Annotated in this window: 28 protein-coding genes and 3 pseudogenes; 17 read left to right on the top strand and 14 right to left on the bottom strand. The window is 59.3% G+C overall.

Going from position 1 to position 24,527, the window contains the following annotated elements; translation table 11 throughout:
* The 12 genes from RSO67_RS11905 to RSO67_RS11850 all read left to right on the top strand — a co-directional run bounded on the left by RSO67_RS11905 (position 1) and on the right by RSO67_RS11850 (position 9,951).
* Entirely contained in the window at positions 1-348 is a 348-nt protein-coding gene (locus RSO67_RS11905; RefSeq protein ID WP_315843630.1) for a WD40 repeat domain-containing protein, read from the top strand.
* Between the two features lie 99 nt (positions 349-447).
* On the top strand, positions 448-1,368 hold the full coding sequence (gene trbB / locus RSO67_RS11900; RefSeq protein WP_315844229.1) for a P-type conjugative transfer ATPase TrbB: 921 nt from the start codon (positions 448-450) through the stop codon (positions 1,366-1,368).
* A gap of 29 nt (positions 1,369-1,397) precedes the next feature.
* A complete protein-coding gene (locus RSO67_RS11895) occupies positions 1,398-1,691 on the top strand; it encodes a TrbC/VirB2 family protein (RefSeq protein ID WP_315844228.1) in 294 nt (97 codons plus the stop codon).
* Positions 1,691-1,954: a VirB3 family type IV secretion system protein gene (locus tag RSO67_RS11890; protein ID WP_044587821.1), complete on the top strand. Its 264-nt coding sequence runs from the start codon at positions 1,691-1,693 to the stop codon at positions 1,952-1,954. Before RSO67_RS11895 ends, RSO67_RS11890 begins: the two co-directional genes overlap by 1 nt.
* A 10-nt stretch (positions 1,955-1,964) precedes the next feature.
* Positions 1,965-4,406, top strand: a complete 2,442-nt coding sequence (gene trbE / locus RSO67_RS11885; RefSeq protein WP_315843629.1) for a conjugal transfer protein TrbE — start codon at positions 1,965-1,967, stop codon at positions 4,404-4,406.
* A complete protein-coding gene (trbJ, locus tag RSO67_RS11880) occupies positions 4,403-5,134 on the top strand; it encodes a P-type conjugative transfer protein TrbJ (RefSeq protein WP_315843628.1) in 732 nt (243 codons plus the stop codon). Before trbE ends, trbJ begins: the two co-directional genes overlap by 4 nt.
* Positions 5,134-5,514: a putative entry exclusion protein TrbK-alt gene (gene trbK-alt, locus RSO67_RS11875; protein ID WP_315843627.1), complete on the top strand. Its 381-nt coding sequence runs from the start codon at positions 5,134-5,136 to the stop codon at positions 5,512-5,514. Before trbJ ends, trbK-alt begins: the two co-directional genes overlap by 1 nt.
* A gap of 3 nt (positions 5,515-5,517) precedes the next feature.
* Positions 5,518-6,777 carry a P-type conjugative transfer protein TrbL gene (gene trbL, locus RSO67_RS11870; RefSeq protein WP_315843626.1) on the top strand — a complete coding sequence of 420 codons (1,260 nt, stop codon included), beginning with the start codon at positions 5,518-5,520 and terminating at the stop codon, positions 6,775-6,777.
* Complete coding sequence (trbF, locus tag RSO67_RS11865; protein WP_247453100.1) at positions 6,777-7,460, top strand: conjugal transfer protein TrbF; 684 nt, start codon at positions 6,777-6,779, stop codon at positions 7,458-7,460. The genes trbL and trbF overlap by 1 nt, the downstream gene beginning before the upstream one ends.
* Before the next feature lie 80 nt (positions 7,461-7,540).
* A complete protein-coding gene (gene trbG / locus RSO67_RS11860) occupies positions 7,541-8,491 on the top strand; it encodes a P-type conjugative transfer protein TrbG (protein ID WP_315844227.1) in 951 nt (316 codons plus the stop codon).
* On the top strand, positions 8,488-9,699 hold the full coding sequence (locus tag RSO67_RS11855; RefSeq protein WP_315843625.1) for a TrbI/VirB10 family protein: 1,212 nt from the start codon (positions 8,488-8,490) through the stop codon (positions 9,697-9,699). The genes trbG and RSO67_RS11855 overlap by 4 nt, the downstream gene beginning before the upstream one ends.
* A gap of 9 nt (positions 9,700-9,708) precedes the next feature.
* Positions 9,709-9,951, top strand: coding sequence for a DUF2274 domain-containing protein (locus RSO67_RS11850; protein ID WP_315844226.1), 243 nt, complete (start codon positions 9,709-9,711; stop codon positions 9,949-9,951).
* On the opposite strand, the gene RSO67_RS11845 is transcribed toward RSO67_RS11850, so the two are convergent.
* From RSO67_RS11845 to RSO67_RS11835, 3 genes are all read right to left on the bottom strand, one after another.
* Positions 9,924-10,871: a LysR family transcriptional regulator gene (locus RSO67_RS11845; RefSeq protein ID WP_315843624.1), complete on the bottom strand. Its 948-nt coding sequence runs from the start codon at positions 10,869-10,871 to the stop codon at positions 9,924-9,926. The two genes, RSO67_RS11850 and RSO67_RS11845, sit on opposite strands and share 28 nt — an antisense overlap.
* A 92-nt stretch (positions 10,872-10,963) precedes the next feature.
* Positions 10,964-11,596 carry an acyl-homoserine-lactone synthase gene (locus tag RSO67_RS11840; protein ID WP_315843623.1) on the bottom strand — a complete coding sequence of 211 codons (633 nt, stop codon included), beginning with the start codon at positions 11,594-11,596 and terminating at the stop codon, positions 10,964-10,966.
* Between the two features lie 84 nt (positions 11,597-11,680).
* Positions 11,681-12,415, bottom strand: a complete 735-nt coding sequence (locus RSO67_RS11835; RefSeq protein WP_315843622.1) for a LuxR family transcriptional regulator — start codon at positions 12,413-12,415, stop codon at positions 11,681-11,683.
* 91 nt (positions 12,416-12,506) lie between these two features.
* Here RSO67_RS11835 and RSO67_RS11830 point away from each other — a divergent pair, with 91 nt between their 5' ends.
* A complete protein-coding gene (locus RSO67_RS11830) occupies positions 12,507-12,740 on the top strand; it encodes a hypothetical protein (RefSeq protein WP_315843621.1) in 234 nt (77 codons plus the stop codon).
* A 98-nt stretch (positions 12,741-12,838) separates the two neighbouring features.
* Here RSO67_RS11830 and RSO67_RS11825 read toward each other — a convergent pair whose 3' ends face one another.
* The 4 genes from RSO67_RS11825 to RSO67_RS11810 all read right to left on the bottom strand — a co-directional run bounded on the left by RSO67_RS11825 (position 12,839) and on the right by RSO67_RS11810 (position 17,559).
* Positions 12,839-14,167 carry an MFS transporter gene (locus tag RSO67_RS11825; RefSeq protein ID WP_315843620.1) on the bottom strand — a complete coding sequence of 443 codons (1,329 nt, stop codon included), beginning with the start codon at positions 14,165-14,167 and terminating at the stop codon, positions 12,839-12,841.
* A gap of 42 nt (positions 14,168-14,209) precedes the next feature.
* Positions 14,210-15,283: an alpha/beta hydrolase gene (locus tag RSO67_RS11820; RefSeq protein ID WP_315843619.1), complete on the bottom strand. Its 1,074-nt coding sequence runs from the start codon at positions 15,281-15,283 to the stop codon at positions 14,210-14,212.
* Positions 15,284-15,323: 40 nt separating this feature from the next.
* Positions 15,324-15,665: a VOC family protein gene (locus RSO67_RS11815; RefSeq protein ID WP_315843618.1), complete on the bottom strand. Its 342-nt coding sequence runs from the start codon at positions 15,663-15,665 to the stop codon at positions 15,324-15,326.
* A 181-nt stretch (positions 15,666-15,846) separates the two neighbouring features.
* Positions 15,847-17,559, bottom strand: a complete 1,713-nt coding sequence (locus RSO67_RS11810) for an FAD-dependent monooxygenase (protein ID WP_315843617.1) — start codon at positions 17,557-17,559, stop codon at positions 15,847-15,849.
* A 71-nt stretch (positions 17,560-17,630) separates the two neighbouring features.
* On the opposite strand from RSO67_RS11810, the gene RSO67_RS11805 reads away from it, so the two are divergent.
* Entirely contained in the window at positions 17,631-18,473 is an 843-nt protein-coding gene (locus RSO67_RS11805; RefSeq protein ID WP_315843616.1) for an IclR family transcriptional regulator, read from the top strand.
* Positions 18,474-18,822: 349 nt separating this feature from the next.
* Here the strand turns inward: RSO67_RS11805 and RSO67_RS11800 are convergent, their stop codons facing one another.
* From RSO67_RS11800 to RSO67_RS11785, 4 genes and pseudogenes are all read right to left on the bottom strand, one after another.
* Positions 18,823-19,416 carry a MarR family winged helix-turn-helix transcriptional regulator gene (locus tag RSO67_RS11800; protein WP_315843615.1) on the bottom strand — a complete coding sequence of 198 codons (594 nt, stop codon included), beginning with the start codon at positions 19,414-19,416 and terminating at the stop codon, positions 18,823-18,825.
* A gap of 192 nt (positions 19,417-19,608) precedes the next feature.
* A complete protein-coding gene (locus RSO67_RS11795) occupies positions 19,609-19,908 on the bottom strand; it encodes a hypothetical protein (protein ID WP_315843614.1) in 300 nt (99 codons plus the stop codon).
* Between the two features lie 79 nt (positions 19,909-19,987).
* On the bottom strand, positions 19,988-20,347 hold the full coding sequence (locus tag RSO67_RS11790) for an ATP-binding cassette domain-containing protein (protein ID WP_315843613.1): 360 nt from the start codon (positions 20,345-20,347) through the stop codon (positions 19,988-19,990).
* Between the two features lie 2 nt (positions 20,348-20,349).
* Positions 20,350-20,907: pseudogene (locus RSO67_RS11785) on the bottom strand (ABC transporter ATP-binding protein); the annotation flags it as partial.
* A gap of 13 nt (positions 20,908-20,920) precedes the next feature.
* On the opposite strand from RSO67_RS11785, the pseudogene RSO67_RS11780 reads away from it, so the two are divergent.
* Positions 20,921-21,556 (top strand): annotated as a pseudogene (locus RSO67_RS11780) (transketolase family protein); the annotation flags it as partial.
* On the opposite strand, the pseudogene RSO67_RS11775 reads toward RSO67_RS11780, so the two are convergent.
* The 3 genes and pseudogenes from RSO67_RS11775 to RSO67_RS11765 all read right to left on the bottom strand — a co-directional run.
* Positions 21,542-21,757 (bottom strand): annotated as a pseudogene (locus RSO67_RS11775) (LysR substrate-binding domain-containing protein); the annotation flags it as partial. The pseudogenes RSO67_RS11780 and RSO67_RS11775 overlap by 15 nt on opposite strands.
* Positions 21,753-22,154: a LysR family transcriptional regulator gene (locus RSO67_RS11770; RefSeq protein WP_315843612.1), complete on the bottom strand. Its 402-nt coding sequence runs from the start codon at positions 22,152-22,154 to the stop codon at positions 21,753-21,755. The pseudogene RSO67_RS11775 and the gene RSO67_RS11770, both read right to left, overlap by 5 nt.
* Before the next feature lie 406 nt (positions 22,155-22,560).
* A complete protein-coding gene (locus RSO67_RS11765) occupies positions 22,561-23,451 on the bottom strand; it encodes an SDR family oxidoreductase (protein WP_315843611.1) in 891 nt (296 codons plus the stop codon).
* Between the two features lie 107 nt (positions 23,452-23,558).
* Here RSO67_RS11765 and RSO67_RS11760 point away from each other — a divergent pair, with 107 nt between their 5' ends.
* Complete coding sequence (locus tag RSO67_RS11760) at positions 23,559-23,966, top strand: helix-turn-helix domain-containing protein (protein WP_315843610.1); 408 nt, start codon at positions 23,559-23,561, stop codon at positions 23,964-23,966.
* Between the two features lie 194 nt (positions 23,967-24,160).
* Positions 24,161-24,349 carry an iron-containing alcohol dehydrogenase gene (locus RSO67_RS30480; protein WP_410001839.1) on the top strand — a complete coding sequence of 63 codons (189 nt, stop codon included), beginning with the start codon at positions 24,161-24,163 and terminating at the stop codon, positions 24,347-24,349.
* Positions 24,350-24,527: the final 178 nt, after the last annotated feature.

Raw genomic sequence — 24,527 nt, 5'->3', positions numbered from 1 at the left:
GTGACGTCGATCGAACTGCTGGGCGGCGAGCCGGTCGCCACTTTGGGCGATGGGAGGATTGTCTTTCTCGGCCAGAGAAGGACCGTTGAAGCGCACGCAGGGGCGATCCTGTGCGCCGCCCTCGCGACCGAAGGATCCGGTCTCCTGTCCGGCGGCGATGATGGTCGACTTCGTCTGACCAGGCAGGATGGTACGGAAACGCTCTTCCAAGGGTCGAAATGGATCGACGCCGTCGCCTCGCGCCGCGCGGGAGCCTACTATTCATCTCGCCGAGTCTTTCTCTTTCTGCGCCAATCTACGATCACCTCCGGAGCGCTGTTGCGCCCAGCCAACTCCTGCCTTTTCTAATCATCCCTATCTGGGGACGCTCTTCACGCGGCCTCATTGGTGGGGGCGGCAGTGACAATTCATTCGGCTCAAGCAGAGGCGATTTCGCGCGGCGCGCGGATGCTCCGCAGCGCGCTTGGCCCAGCTATTGCGCGATACTTGGAGGACGCCTCGATCGTCGAGGTCATGCTCAACCCCGATGGCCGGTTATGGATCGACCGGCTGTCGAGCGGCTTGACCGACACAGGAGAGAGCCTCTCGGCCGCTGACGGAGAACGCATCGTTCGGCTGGTGGCGCATCACGTCGGTGCGGAAGTGCATGCTGGTGCGCCGCGCGTTTCTGCGGAACTACCCGAGACTGGAGAGCGCTTCGAAGGTCTGCTACCGCCAGTGGTCGCGGCTCCGGCCTTTGCTATCCGTAAGCCAGCGGTCGCCGTGTTCACGCTCGGCGACTACGTTGATGCCGGCATCATGAGCAGGGATCAGGCTGAGGCCCTGCGGAATTCGGTTGCTGAGCGCAGAAACATTCTGGTCGCTGGCGGTACCTCCACCGGCAAGACCACGCTGACCAACGCCCTTCTTGCGGAAGTCGCTAAAACCTCTGACCGCGTCGTGCTGATCGAGGATACGCGCGAGTTGCAGTGCAAGGCGCCGAACCTTGTGGCCCTGCGCACCAAGGACGGCGTGGCCTCACTGGCAGATCTCGTACGGTCGTCACTTCGTTTGCGACCGGACCGCATCCCCATCGGCGAGGTGCGCGGCGCTGAAGCACTTGATCTCCTCAAGGCGTGGGGCACGGGTCATCCCGGCGGCATCGGCACCATTCATGCCGGGACAGCACTCGGCGCACTGCGGCGGCTTGAGCAACTCATCCAGGAAGCCGTCGTCACCGTTCCGCGCGCTCTAATCGCCGAAACCATCAACATCGTCGCCGTGCTTGCCGGACGCGGCGCGGATCGTCGTCTCACCGAACTCGCTTGCGTCACCGGGCTCGGACCCGCCGGCGACTACAGCCTTTCACCAGCAGGAAACCAAACATGAGACCTCGATCATCTCTTTCTCACCACGCCATGTCGTTCGGCGTATCAGCCTTAGTTGCATTCGTTGCCGCTCCCGCTTGGGCTGCCGGCTCGAATATGCCGTGGGAGCAGCCGCTCAATCAGATCCTGCAATCGGTCGAGGGGCCCGTCGCCAAGATCATCGCGGTGATCATCATCATCGTCACGGGTCTCACGCTCGCCTTCGGCGACTCCTCCGGTGGTTTTCGCCGGTTGATCCAGATCGTGTTCGGCCTGTCGATCGCCTTCGCCGCATCGAGCTTCTTTCTGTCATTCTTTTCATTCGGCGGTGGAGCCCTGATCTGATGGATGAGCCGGTCGCTGGCTTCGTGGCGCCCGTGCATCGCGCGCTGACCGAACCGATCCTGATGGGTGGCGCGCCCCGGGCGGTCGCCATCGTCAACGGCACGCTCGCAGCCGCCCTTGGTCTCGGTCTGCGGCTTTGGATTGCAGGTCTTCTGTTGTGGGCGATCGGCCATGCAGCCGCGGTCTGGGCCGCCAAACGTGATCCCGCATTCGTCGATGTGGTGCGCCGTCATCTGCGCATTCCCGGTCATCTCAGCATTTGAGTTTTCAGTCATGATGAATCTTGCCGAATACCGCCGCTCAAACACCCGCCTCGCGGATTTCCTGCCTTGGGCTGCATTGGTCGGGGAGGGCGTGGTCCTCAACAAAGACGGTTCATTCCAGCGCTCCGCAAGATTCCGCGGACCGGATCTCGACAGCGCAGTCCCGGCCGAACTCGTCGCTGTCGCTGGCCGCCTCAACAGCGCCTTGCGACGCCTCGGTTCGGGCTGGGCTGTTTTTGTTGAAGCTCAGCGCCATTCTGCCAGCCGCTATCCGGCGAGCACGTTTCCGGATGTGGCGTCCGCATTGGTTGATACGGAGCGCAGAGCCCAGTTCGAGGAGGCGGGAACTCACTATGAGTCGAGCTATTTTCTCACCTTCCTCTATCTACCGGCAGTTGAGGACGCCGCGCGGGTCGAACGGCTTCTCTACGAGGGCCGCGATCGCACTGAGAGTGCGGATGCACGCGAGGTGTTGCGCGGATTCGTCGATCGTACCGATCGGGTGCTGCAGCTGGTCGAAGGTTTTATGCCCGAATGCGCCTGGCTCGATGACCCGGAGACACTGACCTATCTGCATTCCTGCGTGTCGACGAAGCGTCATCGGGTCCGGGTGCCCGAGACCCCGATGTATCTCGACGCGCTGCTGGCGGACCAGCCGCTGACCGGCGGCCTCGAGCCGATATTGGGGGCATCGCATCTGCGTGTTCTCACCGTCGTTGGGTTTCCGACCGCGACGACGCCCGGAATACTCGACGAACTGAATCGTCTGGCATTTCCGTATCGCTGGTCGACGCGTGCGATCATGCTCGACAAGATCGATGCCACCAAATTGCTGACGAAGATCCGCCGGCAATGGTTCGCCAAGAGGAAGTCGATCGCGGCCATCCTCAAGGAGGTGATGACGAACGAGGCATCGACGCTGCTCGACACCGACGCCCACAACAAGGCGATGGATGCCGATGCCGCACTTCAGGAACTAGGCTCCGACCAGATCGGCGAAGCCTTTGTGACCGCGACTGTCACCGTATGGGATGACGATCCGCGTGCGGCCGATGAGAAGCTGCGTCTGGTCGAAAAGACGATCCAGGGTCGCGACTTCACCGCGATGACTGAGACGGTGAACGCTGTCGAAGCCTGGCTCGGCAGCTTGCCCGGTCATGCCTATGCCAATGTCCGGCAACCACCGGTCTCGACCCTCAACCTGGCCCATATGATTCCGCTCTCAGCGGTGTGGGCCGGAGAAGTGAGGGACCATCACTTCGCGGCGCCGCCTCTGCTATTCGGAAAAGCCGAGGGTTCGACCCCGTTCCGATTTTCTCTCCATGTCGGGGATGTCGGTCATACGCTGGTGGTTGGTCCGACCGGCGCCGGAAAGTCAGTGCTGCTGGCGCTGATAGCGTTGCAGTTCCGCCGCTATCCGGGGTCGCAGATCTTTGCCTTTGATTTCGGCGGATCGATCCGGGCGGCTGCGCTCGCCATGGGGGGCGACTGGCATGACCTCGGGGGTGCGCTGTCGGACGATGCGTCAGAACCCGTCGCGCTGCAGCCGCTGGCCTGGATCGACGACGCCTCCGAGCGGGGCTGGGCGACCGAATGGATCGCCGCGATCCTCGCGCGGGAAAAAATCGAGATCACGCCGGAGGCCAAGGATCATCTGTGGACCGCCTTGACCTCACTAGCCTCGGCTCCGATCCAGGAGCGCACGGTGACCGGTCTTTCCGTTCTGCTCCAGTCGAGCGCGCTAAAGCGGGCCTTGCAACCCTATTGCCTGGGAGGACCCTACGGCCGGTTGCTCGATGCCGAATTCGAACGCCTCGGTGAATCCTCCGTTCAGGCTTTCGAAACCGAAGGACTGATCGGCACGGGCGCGGCACCCGCAGTCCTAGCCTATCTCTTCCATCGCATCGGAGATCGTCTCGACGGCCGCCCAACCCTGCTCATCGTGGACGAAGGCTGGCTCGCGCTCGATGACGAGGACTTCGCCGGGCAATTGCGCGAATGGCTGAAGACGTTGCGTAAAAAGAACGCCTCCGTCATTTTTGCCACGCAGTCGCTCTCGGACATCGACGGCTCAGCGATTGCGCCTGCCATCATTGAGAGCTGTCCGACCCGCATATTGCTGCCGAACGAGCGCGCGATCGAGCCACAGATCACGGCAATCTATCGCCGCTTTGGTCTCAACGATCGGCAAATCGAGCTGTTGAGCCGGGCAACACCGAAGCGCGACTACTACTGCCAATCCCGCCGAGGCAATCGGATGTTCGAACTGGGCCTGGGCGAAGTCGCGCTCGCGTTTACGGCCGCTTCCTCCAAGTCCGATCAGGCGGCAATCGCACGCCTGCTCGCAGAACACGGCCGCGACAGCTTTGTGCCCGCCTGGCTCCAACATCGCGACGCTTCGTGGGCCACTGATCTGATCCCCAATCTGAGAAATCTGGAGACATCGTTATGAGACGTCTTTGCTTATCTGCTGCGGCGGGTGCTGTCGCGTTGTCGCTTGCTGCTGTGTCGCCGGCATCTGCGCAGTGGGTCGTCTTCGATCCCAACAACTACGCCCAGAATGTCCTGACGGCGGCGCGCGAGCTGCAGCAGATCAACAACCAGATCACGTCGCTGCAAAACCAGGCGCAGTCACTGATCAATCAGGCGAAGAATCTGGCGAACCTGCCATACTCGTCGCTGCAGCAACTCCAATCGTCGATCCAACGTACCCAGCAGCTGCTCGCTCAGGCCCAGCGCATTGCCTATGATGTACAACAGATCGACCGCGCATTCTCGACCAATTATGCGCCGGCGACGAGCAGCCAATCCAATCAAGCGCTCGTCACCAACGCGCAATCGCGTTGGCAGAACTCGGTGGCTGCGCTGCAGGACGCGTTGCGTGTACAGGCCGGTGTTGTCGGCAACCTCGACACCAATCGCACCCAGACGTCGGCGCTCGTAACATCGAGCCAGGGCGCAAGCGGCGCCCTGCAGGCGACACAGGCCGGCAACCAGATCCTTGCGCTTCAGGCTCAGCAACTCGGCGATCTCACGGCGACCGTAGCCGCCCAGGGCAGGGCGCAGAACCTTGAAGCGGCTCAACGCGCGGCGGCGCAGGATCAGGGCCGCGAGCAGCTGCGGCGGTTTTTGACCCCCGGCCAAGGCTATCAATCCTCAAACGTGCAGATCTTTCATTGATGAGCGCGTTGAGCAGGTTCAAACGACTGCCAGTTGTCGCGGCAGCCGCATCCCTGATGTCGGTGATGGCGGCATGCGCCATCCAACTCCGCGGTGATGGCAATGAGGCGGCGTCGAATTCAGCGGGTCCACAGACCACGGGCACGCTCGCCCCCAGCCTCGCGCGCTGCCGAACGGTTAAGCCGGAGCAAACGGCAACCTACGATTACTGTCGCCGAATCTGGGCTGAGAACCGACGTCGTTTTTTCGGTCGGAAGGGAAGTGCGACGGCTCCCGCAGGCAGTGATGCGCTCTCCAGCCAGCCATCTGAGTTGCCGCCAAAGGATCAGAGCCGGATGCCGCAAGGCTATCCGTCGGTTGCCCTCCCAGAGAGCGAGTAAGCCATGACGGGCACCGGTGTAATCGATCAATTCCTTGATACCTTTACCCGCTATATCGATTCCGGGTTTGGCCTTTTGGGCAGCGAAGTCGGCTTTCTTGCGACGACGCTGGCTGCCATCGACATTACCCTTGCGGCTTTATTCTGGAGCTGGGGAACCGATGACGATCTGATCGCGCGGCTCGTCAAAAAGACGCTGTTCGTCGGCGTCTTCGCTTACCTGATCGGCAACTGGAATAATCTCGCCCGTATCGTATTCGAGAGCTTTGCCGGTCTCGGGCTGAAGGCTTCGGGTACAGGTCTGTCATCCGCGGATTTCCTGCGGCCGGGTCGAATCGCCCAGGTTGGCCTCGATGCCGGCCGGCCGATCCTCGACGCGATCTCCGGCCTGATGGGGTACATCAGCTTCTTCGAAAATTTCGTCCAGATCGTCGTCCTGCTGTTCGCCTGGGTCGTTGTGCTGCTCGCCTTCTTCATCTTGGCAATCCAGCTGTTCGTGACTCTCATTGAGTTCAAGCTGACAACACTCGCCGGCTTCGTGCTGATCCCCTTTGGTCTATTCGGCAAGACCGCATTTGCGGCTGAGCGTGTACTCGGTAACGTCGTCTCGTCGGGCATCAAAGTCCTGGTTCTTGCCGTCATTGTTGGGATCGGCTCGACACTATTCTCTCAGTTCACGTCAGGGTTCAACGGCGGACAGCCGACCATCGAAGACGTTATGGCGCTGGTGCTGGCGGCATTGTCGCTACTCGGTCTCGGCATTTTCGGTCCTGGGATCGCTAACGGCCTGGTCTCCGGCGGACCTCAACTCGGGGCAGGAGCTGCGGTCGGGACCGGACTTGCTGCGGGCGGCATTGTTGCAGCAGGCGCGGGTCTGGCTGCAGGCGGTGCCGGTCTTGCTGGTGGAGCGCTGGCGGGAGCCGCGCGGGGCGGCGCCGCGCTCACAAGCGGTGCGTCCGCGGCTTATCGCAGTGGTGGCCTCAGCGGTGTCGCCAATGCCGGGCTCTCGGCAGCGGCAAGCCCGCTGCGTCGGGCCGCGGCAACTCTCAGTAACAGCGCTCAATCCGCTGGGCAGGAGCCAACCACAGCGGGCGCCGGGGCCGAGACCGGGAAGGCCGCGCCGGATGGTCCGCCCGATTGGGCGCGGCGCATGAAGCGTGCCCAGACCGTCAGCCATGGCGCATCAGCCGTCACTCATGCCGTTCGCTCGGGCGACCATGGCGGAGGCGGTGCATCGATCGATCTCTCTGAAGGAAACCGCTGATGTTTAAACGTCCATCCGTTCACTACGGTCGCACGCCCGAGCCGGTCACACCCTATCAAAAGGCAGCGCAGGTCTGGGACGATCGTATCGGGTCAGCCCGTGTGCAGGCAAAGAACTGGCGATTGATGGCATTCGGATGCCTCGCGCTGTCAACGGGTCTCGCCGGCAGCCTTGTCTGGCAGTCGACCCAAGGCACGATCACGCCCTGGGTGGTCGAGGTCGATCGTCTTGGCCAGGCCCAGCGGGTGGCACCGGCCAACACAGACTACCAGCCGACTGACCCGCAGATCGCCTACCACCTCGCGCGATTCATTGAGGATGTCCGGGGCCTGCCGGCTGACGCCATCGTGCTGCGTCAGAATTGGCTGCGCGCCTACGACTTCACGACCGATCGCGGTGCCGCCGCTCTCAATGACTACGCCCGAACCAACGATCCCTTTGCCAGGCTCGGCAAGGTGCAGGTGTCGGTCGAGGTATCCAGTGTTATTCGCGCGTCGACAGAGAGTTTTCGGGTGGCTTGGGTTCAGCGCGCCTACGACAACGGGTCTTTGAGTTCAACTGAGCGCTGGACAGCCATTCTCAGCGTGGTGATCGAGACGCCGCGCGATGCCGATCGGCTGCGCAAGAATCCCTTGGGCGTCTACGTCCACGCGATCAACTGGTCGAAGGAGCTTGGGCAGTGAATACGCTATTTCGCAAGTTGGTTTCTCCGCGCCGTGCCTCATGCAGTCGCTCCGTTTCATTCAGATCGGATGGTTCGGCGCTGCGAAAGGCGATACTTCCAGCACTGCTGCTGTGCGCTTCGACCTTGGGTGGTTGCTCAACTTTCACGCCGCCCGAGATCAGCTACGACAGTGACGTTCCGCCATTGCCTCCGCCACCCCTACCTGCCGACGACAAGCCGCGGCCGCTTCATGTTCCGCCACTGTGGAAACCGACCATTGGCGGTAAATCCGGTACTAAGGAGGAAACCGAGCCGGTAAGCCGGGTCGAGACGGCGAACAGCGCGGCTCGGGTCGAGCCGCGCAAGAAGGGATACTTTAACGCCGCACAGGTCTACGCCTACAGTCCGGGTGCGCTGTACCAGGTTTATGCCGCGCCCGGACAAATCACCGATATCGCGCTCGAGGAAGGTGAACAACTCACGGGATCGGGTCCGGTCGCGGCGGGCGACACCGTTCGTTGGGTGGTCGGCGATACCGAGAGTGGCAACGGAGAAACTCGCCGCGTCCATATCCTGGTGAAGCCGACGCGCGCGTCGATCGAAACCAATCTTGTCGTCAACACCGATCGGCGCACCTACCTGATCGAGCTACGCGCCCGCGAAAAGCCCTACATGCCTTCGGTCGCCTGGTACTATCCGGAGGAGCGGTCGGGCAGGATGCGATCCGTGCCCTTGACGCCGGTGCTACCCGATCCGACGCAGCGTCGCTTCCGCTATGTCATTGAGGGCGATGGTCCGCCCTGGCGGCCGCTCGCGGCCTATGACGATGGACGCAAGGTCTACATCGAGTTCCCGCAGGGCATCGTTCAAGGTGAGATGCCGCCTCTCTTCGTTATTGGCCATGACGGCAAGACGGAGATCGTGAATTACCGCGCCTACGGCAACGTCCTCATTGTCGACCGGCTCTTTGCTGCCGCGGAGTTGCGGCTCGGTGGCGAGCACCAGCAGAAAGTCCGGATTGTCCGGACCGATGGGAGGTCGTCGTCATGAGCACCCTTCGGAACGAAGACATCAACGAGCAGCCCGGCGAGCCGAACAGGTCGGAAGAATTGGCGCACGGGTTCCGGTTAAGGGCAGATCATCACCGCGTCACTCGGCTGTCCCGTAAAGTCCTGGCGGGAGGGACCGCCGTTGCATTGGTTCTTGTTGGGGGGGCCGTGGTTTGGGCTCTCCAAAACAACCGCTCCCGCGGGCCCGCAAATGACGAACTCTACAGCACCGATCATCATAACGTCGCTGATGGCCTCGCCGGTTTGCCGCGGGACTATGCTGGCGTTCCGCGTCAGGTGCCCTCGCTGGGCCCACCGCTTCCTGGTGATCTCGGCCGACCAATCCTTGCCGCTCAGGGGCAGCCGGCAACCACAACTACGGGGTTCGATCAGGAGCAGCAGCGCCGTGACCAGGAGATCGAAGCCGCGCGCGTGAGCCGTTTGTTCGCCTCCACCAATGTTCGCGAGACGACGCCCGCCGCGGCCCAGGCCTCAAACGTGGACCGAACCTCTCCATCGTCCATGCCGGGAACTGACGACGGCTTTGCGCAGAACGGGCAGGATCGAAAACTCGCCTTCGTCAATGCATCGGTCGATCACCGTACCACAAGTCCGGATCGCGTCACGAAACCAGCTTCGCCGTATGTGGTGCAGGCAGGGACGGTTATTCCTGGGGCTCTCATCACCGGAATCCGCTCAGATCTGCCCGGACAGATCACCGCGCAGGTGACTGAGAACGTTTATGACACACCCTCTGGTCGTTTACTGCTAATCCCGCAGGGAGCTCGTTTGATCGGAATCTATGACAGCCAGATCGCATTCGGTCAGTCACGCGTGCTGCTGGTCTGGACACGCTTGATCATGCCGAACGGCCGTTCGATCGTGCTCGAACGCCAGCCAGGCGCGGATTTAGGCGGCTATGCTGGTCTGGAGGACGAAGTCGACAATCATTGGGGCGCGCTCTTCAAGGCGGCACTCCTGTCTACGTTACTCGCTGTCGGCAGCGAAGCGGGAGCCGGCTCCGACACCGGCAACAATGGTGACATCATCCAGGCCCTTCGCCGCGGATCGAGCGATAGCTTAAATCAGACAGGTCAGAAGATCGTTCAACGCAATCTCAACATTCAGCCAACACTAACGATCAGGCCCGGTTTCCCGGTTCGCGTGATCGTCAATCGCGACCTCGTACTTGAGCCTTACAGAGGGTGAGGAATGAAAATGGCCAAGCTTAAGATCGGGGCGCTTCCAAATGACAAGCCCGTCAAGGTCACTGTTGAATTGCCGGCCGCCGTGCATCGAGATCTCGTCGCCTATGCGGGAGCCCTCGCACGTGAAACCGGCCAGCCGGTCGGTGATCCATCAAAGCTGATCGCGCCCATGCTGATGCGCTTTATGGCGACGGATCGGGGATTTGCGAAATCGCGACGCGCGGCTCACTTACCAGTCGCTGGCGACGGGTAGCGCTCGGCTAATAGTTTTAGGAAGCCAAGAAGAGCGGGGTTATCGTTGTCACCTCGCCAATGTGCCGAGAAGCTTAGGAAGCTCGGTCGTATTCCGTCGCGCAATTCGCGATAAACTGAACCGGCAGTGCTGGCGCCGATATCTGATTCCATCACCAGGCTGACGCCGAGTCCCATACTGACTAGGCTCTTGATGATGCTCCGACTGACGTCGTGGTGCTCTATTTGAGGCCTATCCCCAAGCAAAGGGAGCTTGGAAATCAGGACATCCTCGAGTTCGTGTCCGGGGTCATATTGGCTCAGCAGAACTTTTTGATTCCGAAGGTCGGTCCACAAAACGACGTCACGCGTCGTTAAGGGATGGCCCTCTGGCAAAGCGGCCAGGATGCGTTCGTTCCAGAGCTGAAGCGTCTGACAGTCTAAGAGAGGCGTAGCGCCGGTCACGATGAGGATATCGAGTGTTCCGTTTCGCAGCGCAGTCGCCAGGCGCGCTCGCGATCGTTCGACGGCCGCGAGTTCGATTTGCGGAAAGTGCACCTTGAAATCGAGCAGCGCGGCCCGCAGGTTCCCTGTCGAAAGGGACGTGCAGAAGCCTACCGCTAGTCTGCCGGCTTTTCCGCGCTTAGTCGTTTGAGCGCTCGCCACGAGCGCATCTACTTGCTCCAAGATTGCTCGCGCCGTTCGGAGAAATTCGTGGCCGCCGGGTGTTGGCTTCACGCCACCGCTCCATCGCTCGAACACGACGCCCCCAATCGAATGCTCAAGCTGGCGGACAGATCGGCTCAGCTGCGATTGACGAAGCCGCAGTGTATCCGCAGCTTGCCGAAAGCTACCAGCATCCGCCGCGGCCACGGCAAATCGCAGCTGCTGTAGATCGACGGTCGGCGGTAGAGCGCGAGATCTCCGCATATCGTTCGCCATGGTTCCCAGTGTTCTATAACTTGGGGAAGAAAAGCTTGCGGCGTCCGTGCGCAGACGCCGCAAAAAACGTTCGTGAGTTTCAAAACGGTTTCTCAGGCAGCCATAAACGCGACCGGGGCCCACAGCACCGGTCCCTGCAGCCCCCCGGCGGCATGCACGCGTGCCAAGGCCTGCGACGAAACCTCGAGATAGCCGGCGACCGCTACGGTGCTGCCGAGCGGGCGAGGTTTACCTATCCGCCGCAAGGGCCACCCTGCGCGGCGCAGGATCCGCTCCATCCGGGCATCGGTAACGGTGACGATCTCGGTGAGCTGTCGCGACAGGCCGAACTCGATCATGCCCGCGAACAGTTCATAGGTCGCGATTGCCAAGCCGTGAGCGCCCTTGGGCGCGTCGGCTGCAACATCGAGCGCAAAGCGGCTGCTTTCCCAGACAGTAGGGCTAGCAGGAGAGCACGCTCCGTCCAAGAGAACGGGAAAAGTATCGCGAAGCATGGTAGGGCCGGTCGAAGGAAGTAGACGTACACAGCCTTGCACGCGATTGTCGCGTGCTCGCTGGATCAAATAGGCGGGGTGAAGCGCGTCGAATTCGTCAATTTCCATATCGTTACTGAATTGGACGTCCCAATCGAGCCGCTTCTTAAATACGCGGTACCGCAGACGATGCATTTCCGTAACTGTTTCGATAAAGCTACTGTAGTGATCAGCTGTGATGAGTTGCATCATGGACCGCCTCCGGCTTTGGGATGACCATGCCCATTGAAGGCGAGCAAGATGAATGAGTCACCTCCCGTAACTAAGGGAGGCGAATCAGTGAATGGGTCGTTGTCCAAACGATTTGGATGCCGTGACGCGGGCCACGGCCTGCACGATCGTCCGTACACCAAGTTTGGTTTTTGCATTTTCAAGATAAGTGGCGACCGTGTGCCGCGAAAGGCCGAGAATAGTGCCGATCTCCCAAGCGGATTTACCTTGAGCAGCCCATTCTAGACATTCAGCTTCGCGTGGTGACAGCGCCGCGCCAGTGGTGAGCCGATTGCTGCCCGTCCCCCGCCGGGCGTGCGCGTGAAAATACATTGCCATGAGCTGCAATACACGTGCGTGTTCACTGATGATCCGTTCGAATTGCGGTCGTCGCTCGCCTGCCGCAAATGTCACCGCTGCAACCAGGCCGCTGTCGTTGTGAATCGGAATCGTGAAACCGCAGCGAATGCCGAACCTCGCGGCCTCCTCAAACAACTCTTGAGAATTTGATAGCGCCAATGAGCCGAATCCGAGCCCCCATTCGAAAGGTTCGGGATGGCCGAGCGCCCGATTAATCACGGGGTCAAAGCGCTCGTAGTGGCTCTGCAAATAATGGGTCGTCCAAGCTGCTGGATAATTTGAGATCAGCTCTGGCGGGCCTCCTGCTTTTTCCGGCATGGAGAGGTACGCGAAGCAAGACAGATCGAGCCCGGCTGCCGCCTGCGACATGGCATCGCGAAGGGCATCTGAGTTCGTTGCGCTCGAAAGGCAATCAATAAAATTCTGAAATATCCGATGCATGAATCGTGGTGACCTGCCTCCGGAGATACTGATCTTAGAGCGGTAGTCCCGCCCGCATACACCTCGGACTTCTTGACCCATTCGTCATGCCTTGACCGACATCACCGAACTCGTCAGCGATTTGAAGCACCTGAAGCTTGTGGCCGCATCTCGCCTGAATTTGTGCATCGTAACCATCCTTCCTGTCCTTGAGGCTCAGGCAGGTAAGAATGTCTCGCAAGTCCGTACAGTCTCACGCAAAAAGGCCGATACGGATGTTATGTGGTGCTCGTTCGGTAAGCGGGCCGACGAACCCGACGAAGCCTCGTTGACCCTCCCTGCATGATGAGTTCGGATTGAACTATGTATCGTTTCCCTCGTCTGATGATCATGCCCAGATGACAGCGGATCCTGCCCCTGGGCCAACAGTCTTCTTCCATCACATCATGCTGAAACAGTCTTTTCATCGGTAGACTGCGTTGACGTGGCGCGCGGGGCGATGGCGATGAACATTGTCAGTCCGCTTATCAGAAGCAGCGCCCCGAGAGCGTAAAGACCGCTGTCCAATTGTCCCGTCGTATGCTTGACCCAACCTATGATTGCGGGACTGAAGAAACTTCCCAATTGGCCAAGGCTGCTGATCAGCGCGATGCCACCAACTGCTGCTCTACCAGAAAGATAATTTTGTGGGACGGACCAGAAGATCGGCAACGCCGAGAACGTCAGGCCGACTGCAACACACAACAGGCAAACGACAGCCACCAAGTGTCCGGCGGCACTTGGGAGCGCCAACAACGAGAGGGCGCCTCCCACGGCACAGAAGAGATAGTGGGTTCGACGCTCGCCTCGAGCGTCCGAACTCTTCGAGATGAGCACGATAGCTATTGCTCCGATGCCATATGGGATCGACGAGAGCATCCCGACTTCCAGGACACTCGAGCTGCTCACACCTTTGATGAGTGCCGGTAGCCAGAACGCGATTGCCATCGTTCCGCATACGAGCATGAAATAGACAGCGGCAAGAATATAGACTTTAGGAGATTTGAAAGCGTCTTTCAGGGAATGTGAAACGTCGTTCTGGTTGCGACTTTCGTCTTCAGCCAAAGCTGTCATAAGGAGAGACTTTTCCCGATCGGTCAGCCATTTTGCGGAGCGCGGGCCGTCATCGACGACGAAGAACGCCAAGACACCCAAGAAGACTGCAGGCAAGCCTTCGAGAATGAACATCCATTGCCATCCGGATAAACCTCCGAAGCCTGCAAAGTAGGTCATGATCGTTCCTGACAAAACGCCTCCGATCACGCCAGCCAGAGCCACGGCGACGAAGATCCACGACACAACGCCGGCACGCCGTTCTGTCGGGAACCAGAATGTGAGGTACAAGATAATCCCGGGGAAAAAGCCTGCTTCGAACGCTCCAAGCAAAAAGCGCATGACATAGAGTTGCCAGGGAGCGGTGACGAAAGCCATTCCGGCGGAAACAAGGCCCCAGCATATCATGATACGCATGAAGGTTAGTCGGGCACCGATGCGGTTCAGGAGTAGATTGCTTGGAACCTCAAAGGCAAAGTATCCGAGGAAAAAGATGCCGGCGCCGAGGCCGTAGACGGCGTCGTTAAAACCGATATCTCCTTTCATTTGCAGCTGCGCGAATCCGATGTTTATTCGATCGAGAAACGCGACGATGAAAGAGATGAAAAGGAACGGCAGTATCCGCCATGCTGCCTTATCGTAAATAGAATCGAGTTCAGTACCCGCTTTTGCGTTCGTCATTTTACTCCCTTTCAATATGTTTTTATTTTTACGAACCGTGCGTCAGAGGCGCGCAATCCATTCTGCTATTACGTCGGCTGTTTCCTCGATCAATGCTGGCTGGCCAGCCAGGTAATGATTGGCACCGGGAAGCCGATGCACACGTGCGCGAGAGCCTGCGGCCGCCAGCCATGCGCCCCGTGTCGATGGGAATGTGGATGCGTCGGCTGAATGTTCGAAAAGCAGCACCGGTATGGAAGTGCGAGCGAGGTTCGTCGGTCCATCGGCTTGACTGCAAGATGCCCACTGACTGAGGAACGCCGATAGCGAGGTGAATCGGCCCATGGCGTTGGATGCATAGTTCACCTCGCGGGCGCTCCCCCAAATGCTGCCGACGGGTCGATCGTTGGCATCCAAGGACAGATCCAGAAGGCGTGGGTCGGCTTGCGTCCGATGGATCACGAATGCCATGTCCCGCGCCGGACCGGATTTGCGTAGCTGCCGAAGTCTCTGCCATACCCAGGCTTCGATCCGGTCGCGGCGTTCGCGCTGCGCGGCCCGAAATCGGTTGATCCACTCAGGATCGAAAGGCGGTCCATTGGATGGATCGAAGACGTCAAGATCGGGGTCGGTGGCAATCGGATCCGTTTCATCGATGACGGCGGGATCGATCCACTCTACCAGAAGACGCGAGCGGCCGAGATGCGCGGCGCTGAGGATGATTCCGTCTGCTGGAGGTAGGTCGTCGGGACCGATGGCGACAGGGGTGCCATCAGGCGCCTGCGTTACCGTAAGTTTCTCTGCCTGCGCCTGATAGAACGACACAAGCGCACCGCCGCCTGAATTTCCGATCAGCACGACACGCTCGTAGCCCTGGCGGCGCAGAAAATTGACGCCGGCACCAAGGTCCTGGATGACTCGCTCCATCAGCAACGTCGTGTCGTTGCCCACATACCGGCTGTTCAGACCAAGACAGCAGATGCCGCGCTTTGCCAACGGCGTGATGAGGTAGTGGCCATGGAAGTTGCTCGTGGGATGCATGACTACGCAGGCGGTCTTGCCGGTCCGCGGCGAGGGCTCTTCATAGGCGCCATAGATGCGAGGCGACTGCATCTGCAGGCCGGACTGGCTTTCCATGGCCGAGCCCGGTTTTACATCGATAACAGCCAGACGCCTCTCAGGCATGGATCCGCCCTGCTTTTTCCGTCGTCCATTCGGCCAAGGCTGCATGGGCATGTTTTTCTGCGGCCGCCATTTCTTCTTCGGAGGCGATCCGTGTCGTGAGCTCCAATCGAATCCCGTTCGGATCGAAGAAGTAGATCGATTTGATGATGTGATGGTCGGTCACGCCGAGGATCTCGACGCCCTCGGCTTCCAGCCGTTTTTTGGCCGCGCGAAGTTCGCTTTCACTGGCAACTTCCAGGGCAAGATGATTCACCCATGCAGGAGTGTTTGGCGACGGATCGGCTGCAATGTTGTCACCGAGATCGAAGAAGGCGATGTAGGAGCCATCGCGCATCTGAAAAAAATATGAACGTAGGGGCAGTATTCTCCAGTGCTCGGGACGTGGTCTTCCTTGATGAGATGGACCAGAGGAAGTTCGAGCAGGTCTTCGTAGAAGTGACGCGTTTGCTCGGCATCGCGACATCGCCAAGCGAAATGATGGAGCCGGTTGATACTCGGCATCGCTTTTTCAGCTTTCATGACAGGGCCTCTTCTTTCTGAGCGGTCGTGTGAATATCGGTCCTTGGTTGCATCGCCCTGTCACGAATCCCGCAGGCGACCGCGAGTACTTTGCTTGCGTCAAAACCAAATCCGGATTTGCTCCGCCAAGCGACGTGCCCGTCCGGCCTGACCAGCACAAAGGACGCATCGTAGGCGTCGGCCAAACGGATGTTGTCCGAGCGATGAATGCTGAAAGGAATGCCGAGCCGGTTAGCCGCCGCTTCGAACGACAGCGCCACGTCGCTCGCGTCGCCAGATGCATCAAGAAATACAAACTCGTCGCCGTAGAGATCGAGTGTGGACTTGCCGTCGTCGAGCCAGACATGCGGCGCGCGATGGCCGGGCCGGGCCGTCTGCTCATATTCGATGACGGAATCGAAGGGCGCTTCTGTCCCATCCGGTATGCAGATGGGAGACGCTTCGTAGCGGTATCCAAGCGCCCCGCCGATCGGATTGAATTCGCGTCGGAACGTGTCTGCCATACGTTTTCCGGTCGCACGGCGCCATTCTTCAGCTTCCGGACTATCTACCGTCAGCAGATGGGTACCTTCTTTCAGTACGGGTGCCATCGCCACCCAATCCCGATAGATCGAGCCGGCAATGCGTACCGTGCGGGCGACCGCGTTTCGCCGCTCCACGTCATAGGCGTCAAGCAACGCGTCACCGCCCCATCCCTGCACGACGGCGGCAAGCTTCCAGCCCAGATCGGCTGCATCGATGAGGCCGGTATTCATGCCGAATCCGCCGGTCGGCGGCATGCCATGCGCCGCATCGCCGGCCAGCAGAACGCGATCGACACGGTACTTCGAAGCATTGGTTTCGCGATTGATCCAACCGAGCACCGGCGTGGTCAATTCATACTCGAAATCTTTCGCAACGAGACTTTTGATAGCTTTGTGCATATCGGCGATGGAGACTTTGCTCGCCTCCACCATCAAGGTGAGCCGATACAGATCTTTTCCATCGAAGGGCAGCAGCGAGATGGACATGCCTTCCGGCCTGACCATCGTATAACGGCCGGCGTTGCCCTTGTTATGAAGCGAGGCAAGCTCCCGGCTGTGAAATATGGCTTCCGCCGCGTAACCATAATGAGGGCTCGACTCGCGGTCCACGCCCAGCGCGTCGCGGATGCGGCTCTTTCCGCCATCGCAACCCACGAGATATCGGGCGCGAAGGGTATGCTTCGTATCATCCACGAGATTGGTCGCGTGAACTTCGACAAAGTCCTGGTGTTGAATGAAGCTGTCGTATCGCCATTGCAGACGCACGTCCGTGCAGGGCTGGGCCCGCGCAAAATCCAGGAGAATGGGATTAAACCACGACTGAGGGCACCGCTGCGCGAATGTCGGGCTTTCCGGAGGTGGCGCCATGTCGGCGATGCAGGGCCATGGAATTCGGCCCAGCTCATAGCCATCTAGCGATGTGGCGAAGATTATGTCCTGGCCATGGTCCTGTGGCCACCCGCAATTTCGCAATCGCTCTTCCAGACCCCAGCGACGCATGAATTCCATTGTACGAATGTTGACGGCATGCATCCGCGGATCGCGGAAAATGCCATCCGTTTGTTCAAGAACGATCGTTGAAATTTTTCGACGGCCAAGATCCCCGGCCAAACCTGCGCCAACGGGTCCAGCCCCAACGACTATAACGTCCGCATCAAAGTTGCTCATCTGTGGCAAAACCAACACCGTCGATACTCCTCTCGCGCTGCCTGCAGGATTACATTATAAGCAATTAATTACGCAAGGAGAAATTTCTGATGGATGACGACGAATCTGACGGTATAGGGAAACCGGAATCGACGGAGCAGAGAGCCTCTGGCGGTGTAAATTCTGTGGAAGTTGGACTGTCACTTCTTCAGCCCCTACTTGAGGCGGGTACGCCGTTGACCTTGAAGGCAATTTCGTCGGCTCTGGGAATGCCTCCGCCAAAAGCTCATCGCTATCTCGCAAGTCTGATAGCTGCAAAACTGGTTCAGCGAGAACACAGCACGCCACGATATGAACTTGGACCATTGGCGGTCCGGCTTGGGTTCGCTGCATTGGGGATGCTTGATCGGGATGGTTTGGCGCGCCGCGCCATGAGCCGGCTGGCAATGGAAACGCACACGACCGCATGCGTTGTGATGTGGGCTGACAAAGGCGCTATCGTAGTAGCTGTGGAGCCGGGGCCAGGAACAATTTTTACTGGCCTGCGAATTGGGTCTCATCTGCCGTTACTGCATTCTGCAACGGGGAGGCTGTTTCTTGCCCATCTCTCCTCAATGCAAACAGCGTCACATCTGATCCTGGAAGACTGCGTGCCGCCCGAAGCCGATCCGGAGTTGGCGAAAGCGCTCCGCGACATCAGGACGTCGGGCGTGAGCGGCATTCGGGATGGAGTGATGCTGGGGATGAGCGGTCTTGCAGCGCCGGTCTTCAACCATGAGGGAGGTATCCATTGCTCTCTAACTTTGGTCTTCCAGACCTATGCCGTGAAAAGTGAGAAAGTCGTGTCGATGACGAGACAGCTTCGCTCGGCGGCGGAAGATCTTTCGCATCAGCTCGGTTTCGTCAAAAGGGACATGATGGCCGACCAGGCTGAAACGAAAGGCAGTAAGTAAGGCACATCAGGTCAAAGCCGGTTGGCGTGCGATCTCGATAGCTGTTGCTGGCAATCACAATTGCAATAAACGCGATATTGGTCTCTCTCGCTATCGGACAGGGCCATGACTTTAGCGACATCGGTTTTCGGAACGAGCGAAATGCACCACGTCCTGCAACAGTTCGGCGAGGGTCGGCGCATCTTACGGATTTCGTGCAAGTCATTAGTCGTGCGCAGCGATTAGGCTTCCCAGCCCGGGATTCGAGCAGCTGGTGACCATGTGTTCGTGGCTGGCGACAAGTATCTTTCACCGGCTTGTCGATCGAATCCGCGAACAGCGGCGTTGAACGCCGATGTGACGATGGTTATTATGACTTTGCTGACGATCTCGATCGAAGCAACGTCTTTGCGAGTACTGGCGTTTGTCGACGAGTAGCTCTCGAGTCGAGGTGCGCCTGCGCTTTAAGTTCCGAAAGCTGATGAAACATATGCTTTAGAACCTTTCGCGCCGTGGCGAGCTCGGACTCGGGCAGGCCTGCAGTCAACCGGGTCTGATAGGCTTGCGCAACCGGAGCCAGAAGTCTGGACAGCTCTTTGCCGCGTGGCGCAACGGTCAAAACCAATTCTCGTCGATTTGTCTTTGATCGCACTTTTGCGAGAAGTTTATCGGCTTGCATGGTCTCGACCAATCGAGAGAGCGTCGAGGCGTCAATTGACGTCATGGTCGCAAGATCGACTAGTCGTTGCTCACCCATCTCTGAAAGCACTGCAATGACGCGCCACATGGGCACGCTCAGGTCAAATGGGGCAATATCTCGGGCGAAGAGCTGAGTCGTGGCGTTGGCTACACGATTGATGAGGTACGGAAGCAACTCGTTCAGATGAAAGTCGGTGGATTTGGTCTTGGCTGTCCCGACAGCCACCCGCCGTTTTTTTGTTTCAACAACAGTCCGCTTAGCCATTCGACCCACCAGCCACGCGCTTTTGACGTCCAAGGTTGAATGACGATGAGCCGGGGAAATGTCAATCTCCGTCGAAGGAACCGGGCACGCGCGAACGATTCGAGGCGACCGGCGCCGATCCATCATTCAGGCAGCCGGGTTGCGGATAGCTACCGACACGATCGTTGTTGAAGAAGCATGCGAAGCTCCCTGTCAATTTCTTGTCGGCTTTTCGTTGCCGAGATATGTCGCGACGAGCCTTTCGTCGGACCGCAGGACATCTGCGGTTCCTTGCACGAAGAAACTACCCATCTCGAGGACATACCCGTAGTGGGAGATCTCCAGTGCCGCGCGAGCGTTCTGCTCGACGAGCAGAACGCTCAGGCCGTCGCCGCAAAGACGTGAGATCGTCTGCATGATGTCCTGAACGATCAGAGGCGCGAGGCCGAGACTGGGTTCATCGAGAAGAAGCAGTTTCGGTCGGCTCATGAGCGCCCTGCCGATCGCCAGCATCTGCCGCTCACCGCCCGACAAAGTGTTCGATTGCTGTCGCCTGCGTTCCTTCAAACGTGCAAACAGCGCGTAGACGGGTTCAAGTCCGTCGCGCCAGGCACGGTCCCCGAGCGATCTCGGCCCGCTGTCCCCCGAGCAAGAGATTTTCCTCGACGGTCATAGTCCCGAACAATTCGCGCTTCTCCGGGACCAGCGCCACACCGGCCATGACCCGTTCTTCGAGAGGCCACGTCGAAATGTCCTCGCCATCGAAGACTACAGTGCCCTCCGACGGCATGACGCCCCCGAGAGAGTTGAGCAGGGTCGACTTGCCGGCGCCATTGGGACCGAGCACTGAAACGATTTGACCATGTCCTGCGCGCAGCGACACGCCTTCCAGTACGCGGGCCTTGCCGTAGCCGGCGCACAGGCCGCCGACCTCCAGAATCGATGTGGCCATCTTTAATGATCCGTCCCTAGATAAGCTGCTCTTACCAACGGACTGGCGCGGACCTCCGCCGGAGTTCCTTCGATGAGCTTCTTGCCGAATTCCATCACCACGATTCGATCAGCCAGGCGCATGACGAAATCCATGTCGTGCTCGACCAGCAACAGGCTGAGGCCCTCGTCCTTCAACTGGCTCAGAACATCCGCGAGCTTGGCTTTTTCCGCGTGTCTCAGTCCCGCAGCGGGTTCGTCGAGGAGCAATAGAACGGGATCGGTCGCCAGGGCGCGTGCGATTTCGACAAGCCGTTGAGGACCAAGAGCAAGATTTCCGGCGAGATCGAACATCACCGACGACAATCCGATTCGTGCCAATTGCCGCTCGGCCTCCTTCATCGTGGATCTTTCTTCCGCCCGGTCCAGATGCAGGATCGACGACCATGCCCCTGCGCGCGTCCGCAGGATGCAACCCATCGCGACATTCTCCAGTACCGTCATGTCGGGGACGAGCTTGACGTGCTGGAACGTGCGAGAAACGCCAAGCCTGGCGATGCGGCGGGACGGTTGGCCGTCCACACGTTCGCTCGTGGCGTCGGGACTTGCGGTGTAGGGCTTCATGCCGTTCGCGCCGATCTATGCTGTGTTCGCATCGCGCCGGCCCTATGACTTCATCCATCAGACCATCGCAGAAGAAACCCGCACCGTGAAGATCGTCTGCACGCTGCCGGGGCTTACCTCCGGTTATGGCCTGAGCCATCAGGCTGCCCAGAATTTTCTGCATTGCTCCGGGCGATGCCGAACATGATGGTGATCGATCCCTGCGATGCGCATGAGATCGAGCAGGCGGTGCCCGCCATCGCCGCGCATGACGGGCCGGTCTATATGCGGCTGCTGTGCGGCCGGGCGCCTCTAGTGCTCGACGAATACGACTACCGGTTCGAACTCGGTAAAGCTAAGTGATCCGCGACGGCAACGACGTTGTAATCATCTCCTCGGGCCTTCTCACCATGCGCGCGCTGGAAGCGGCCAAGGCGCTGGCCGCGTCGATCTCGGTGTGTTGCATGTGCCGACGATAAAGCCATTGGATAGCGGAACGATTCTGCGCGAGGCCGGACGATTCGGCCGACTGGTAGTAAGTGCAGAAAACCACACGTTGATGGGCGAGCTCGGCGAAGCGATTGCCGGAGTACTGATGCGCCCGGGTGTGCATCGTACATTCCGAAAGAAGGTCGGTCCACAAAACGACATCACGCGTCGCTAAGGGATGATCCTCTGGCAAGGCGACCAGGATCCGCTCGCTCCAGAGCGGAAGGGTCTGGTTCTCCAGAAGATACGGAGCGCCGGTCACGACAAGGATATTGAGTGAACCGTTTCGTAGCGCCGTTGTCGGGCGCGTTCGCGATCGTTCGACGGTGACGAGTTCAATATGCGGAAAGTGTACCTTGAAGTCGAGAAGAGCCGAACGCAGGTTCCCGTCGAAAGAGACGTGCAGAACCCACTGCTAATCTGCCGGTTCCTCTTCGCATGGTCGATTGGGCGCTCGCAATGAGCGCATCAGCTTGCTCCAAGATGACTCTTGCCGTCCTGATAAATTCGCGACCGCCAGCTGTTGGCTTCACGCCACCTCTCGATCGCTCGAACACAACGACACCGATCGAGTGCTCGAGCTTGCGGACAGATCGGCTCAACTGCGATTGACGAACCCGCAATACATCTGCAGCTTGACGAAAGCTACCAATATCCGCCGCTTTCACTGCAAATCGCAACTGCTGTAGATCAACGGCCAGCGGTCGGGCGTCAGGTCGCCGCTTGTCGTTTGCCATGGTTCTCTCCGCCATGTTTTGTTCGATAGCTCGTCGAGGTAAAATGGCGACGTCTAAGTGCAGACGCCGCCAAAGAAAGCTCGTGGAGGTTCTATAAAAAGTGTCTCAGGCAGCCATAAACGCGACTGGAGCCCACAGCACGGGTCCATGTTAGCCGGAACACGGAAGAGATTAATCGCTGCGCATAACTGATGGCCTGGATGTAAATTTCTGAAAGAAATCGAAAAAGTGGCGGTAGGTTCTTGTTGCTTCATTGAGAAGGAACTATCGGTCGGCCCACCGACGACAAATATAACATCAGCACCGATGAGCGCTGCGGCAAGCTGAATGCGCCGGACCATGGCATCACCTCAATCCTGCATGTTTTCTCGAAGTCGCGAGGGGCCAGTCTAACGCCGGCAAGCGGCTACCCCAGCAGCGCCGCCTTGTTCGCCTTCAGAAAAGCAGTCAACAGCTGTGGCGTCGTGCCAGAGAGCTTCTTTACGTCGCCCGTCACCTCGGCGAACCCGCCGCCTCGCGTGTTTGCATTGAAGGAGATTAGCAGCGGAACGATGGCTTCCGGCACGCCGGCCACCTTCATGCCTTCAGTAAGAGCTTCGTCGGACAGGTTGACAACCTCAATAGGCTTGCCAGTTACTTCACTGGTAAGGGCGGCGATCTCGGCGTTCGTCAGAGCCTCTGCGCCCGTTAGCGTGTAAGTGACGCTCTGATCGACTGCCGACGCGAGGGCGCCGGCAATGGCACAGGCAATGTCGTCGCGTGATACATACGCGGTGCGGCCCTCGCCGGCCGAGCTATACCACCTCCCGGTCTTGAGCGCCTGTGGTAGTGCCATGAAGAGGTTTTCCTGATACCAGCCGTTGCGAAAGATAGTGTAGGGAAGCCCGGTCGCCTTGATGACCTGCTCAGTGCCGTGATGGTCCGGCGCGAAGAGGACAGGGTTGCCGGGATCGGGCTTGGGCATAGACGTGTAGGCGATTTGGCTAACGCCAGCCACCACTGCTGCGGCGACAGCCGCTGCGTGCTGGCGCAACCGCTTGCCCGGCTCGTTGAGCGCGTCCGTGGAGATGAGGAGGACGCGGTCAGCCCCTTCAAAGGCGCTCACGAGCGAGGCCTCTTCATCGAAATTTGCGACGCGTATAGTAACACCTTTGGCCGACAAGTCAGCGAGCTTCGCCGGGTCGCGAGTAGTGACGACAAGGCGCTCGGCCGGATAGCCTCGCGTTTCTAAGAGATGGTGGACGATCCGACCACCGAGCTGGCCTGCAGCTCCGGTGATGAGTATGGTCTTCGTCATGCACGTATCCCCTGTCTCGTCATTGTTGTGATTTGGTACCGAAAAGAGAGCTGAGTTAAAAGAAGGCAGTATTTTGGGTGCTAGTTACACGAAAGGAACCACCGGGCATGGACACACAGTCCGTTAGTATGCGTACCAAGCTGGAGAGTTACCGCGCCTCCTGTGGAGGCAATCTTGCCAATTGCCCTGTGCGTGAAGTCATGGCTAATCTGAGCGGAAAGTGGGCCTCGCTCCTTCTGCTGCTGCTCGCCGAGCAGCCGCTTCGCTTCGGCGAGCTGCGTCGCCTTGTGCCCGATATTTCCCAGCGCATGCTAACGCAAACGCTGCGGGACCTGCAGCGCGATGGATATGTGCGCCGCGAAGTCTTCCCGACCACGCCGCCCAGTGTCGAATACAGCCTGACCGATCTTGGGCGTTCTATGTTCGAGCCGCTGCGCGGGTTACTGCAGTGGGCCGAGGGCAATCACACGGCGGTGCGGACGGCGAGGACGAGTTATGATGAGCTGGTAAGATAAAAGCACTCGCGGTCGACTCACGGACACCAAGCAGACGATCAAGGACCGCCGCCTTCGTAGGGCATTGGATCGCAATAGCAGTCGGACCGCTCCGATGCCAACGAGATAATTTGCCTGATCTCAATTGTACGGAGTTCAAGGCTCGCCCGGACACATCTATTCGCCGAAGACGATAATGACGGTCGCCTTAGCGGGTGACCGAACGGGCGCTCCAGGTCGTCCGGGACAGCGATATTGATGGCATCACCGCCTTGGGCGGCGGATCCGCCGTCGGCTTGTCCAAAGCGCTCTCGTTCAGAAGGAAATTCCCGCAGCTTGTGCTTTCGACGACCTATGCAGGCTCCAAGATGACGCCTATCCTTGGGAAACTCGGGATGACCTAAACCACCAAGCGCGCGAGGAAATTCTTCCAGCGCAGTGACCTATGATGTCAATCCGACGTTGGGATTGCCGTTTGCCATGTCGGCCAGCAGCGGCCTGAACGCCATTGTGCGTGCCGTTGAGCGCTATATGCACCCGAAAGCAATCCGATCATAACGATGATCCGCCGCGAGGGTCTGT

Origin of the sequence: Tardiphaga sp. 709, from assembly GCF_032401055.1 — a bacterium.
Taxonomy (GTDB): domain Bacteria; phylum Pseudomonadota; class Alphaproteobacteria; order Rhizobiales; family Xanthobacteraceae; genus Tardiphaga.
Note: the sequence above shows the minus strand (reverse complement) of the source record. Positions and strands in the feature narration are given on the sequence as shown.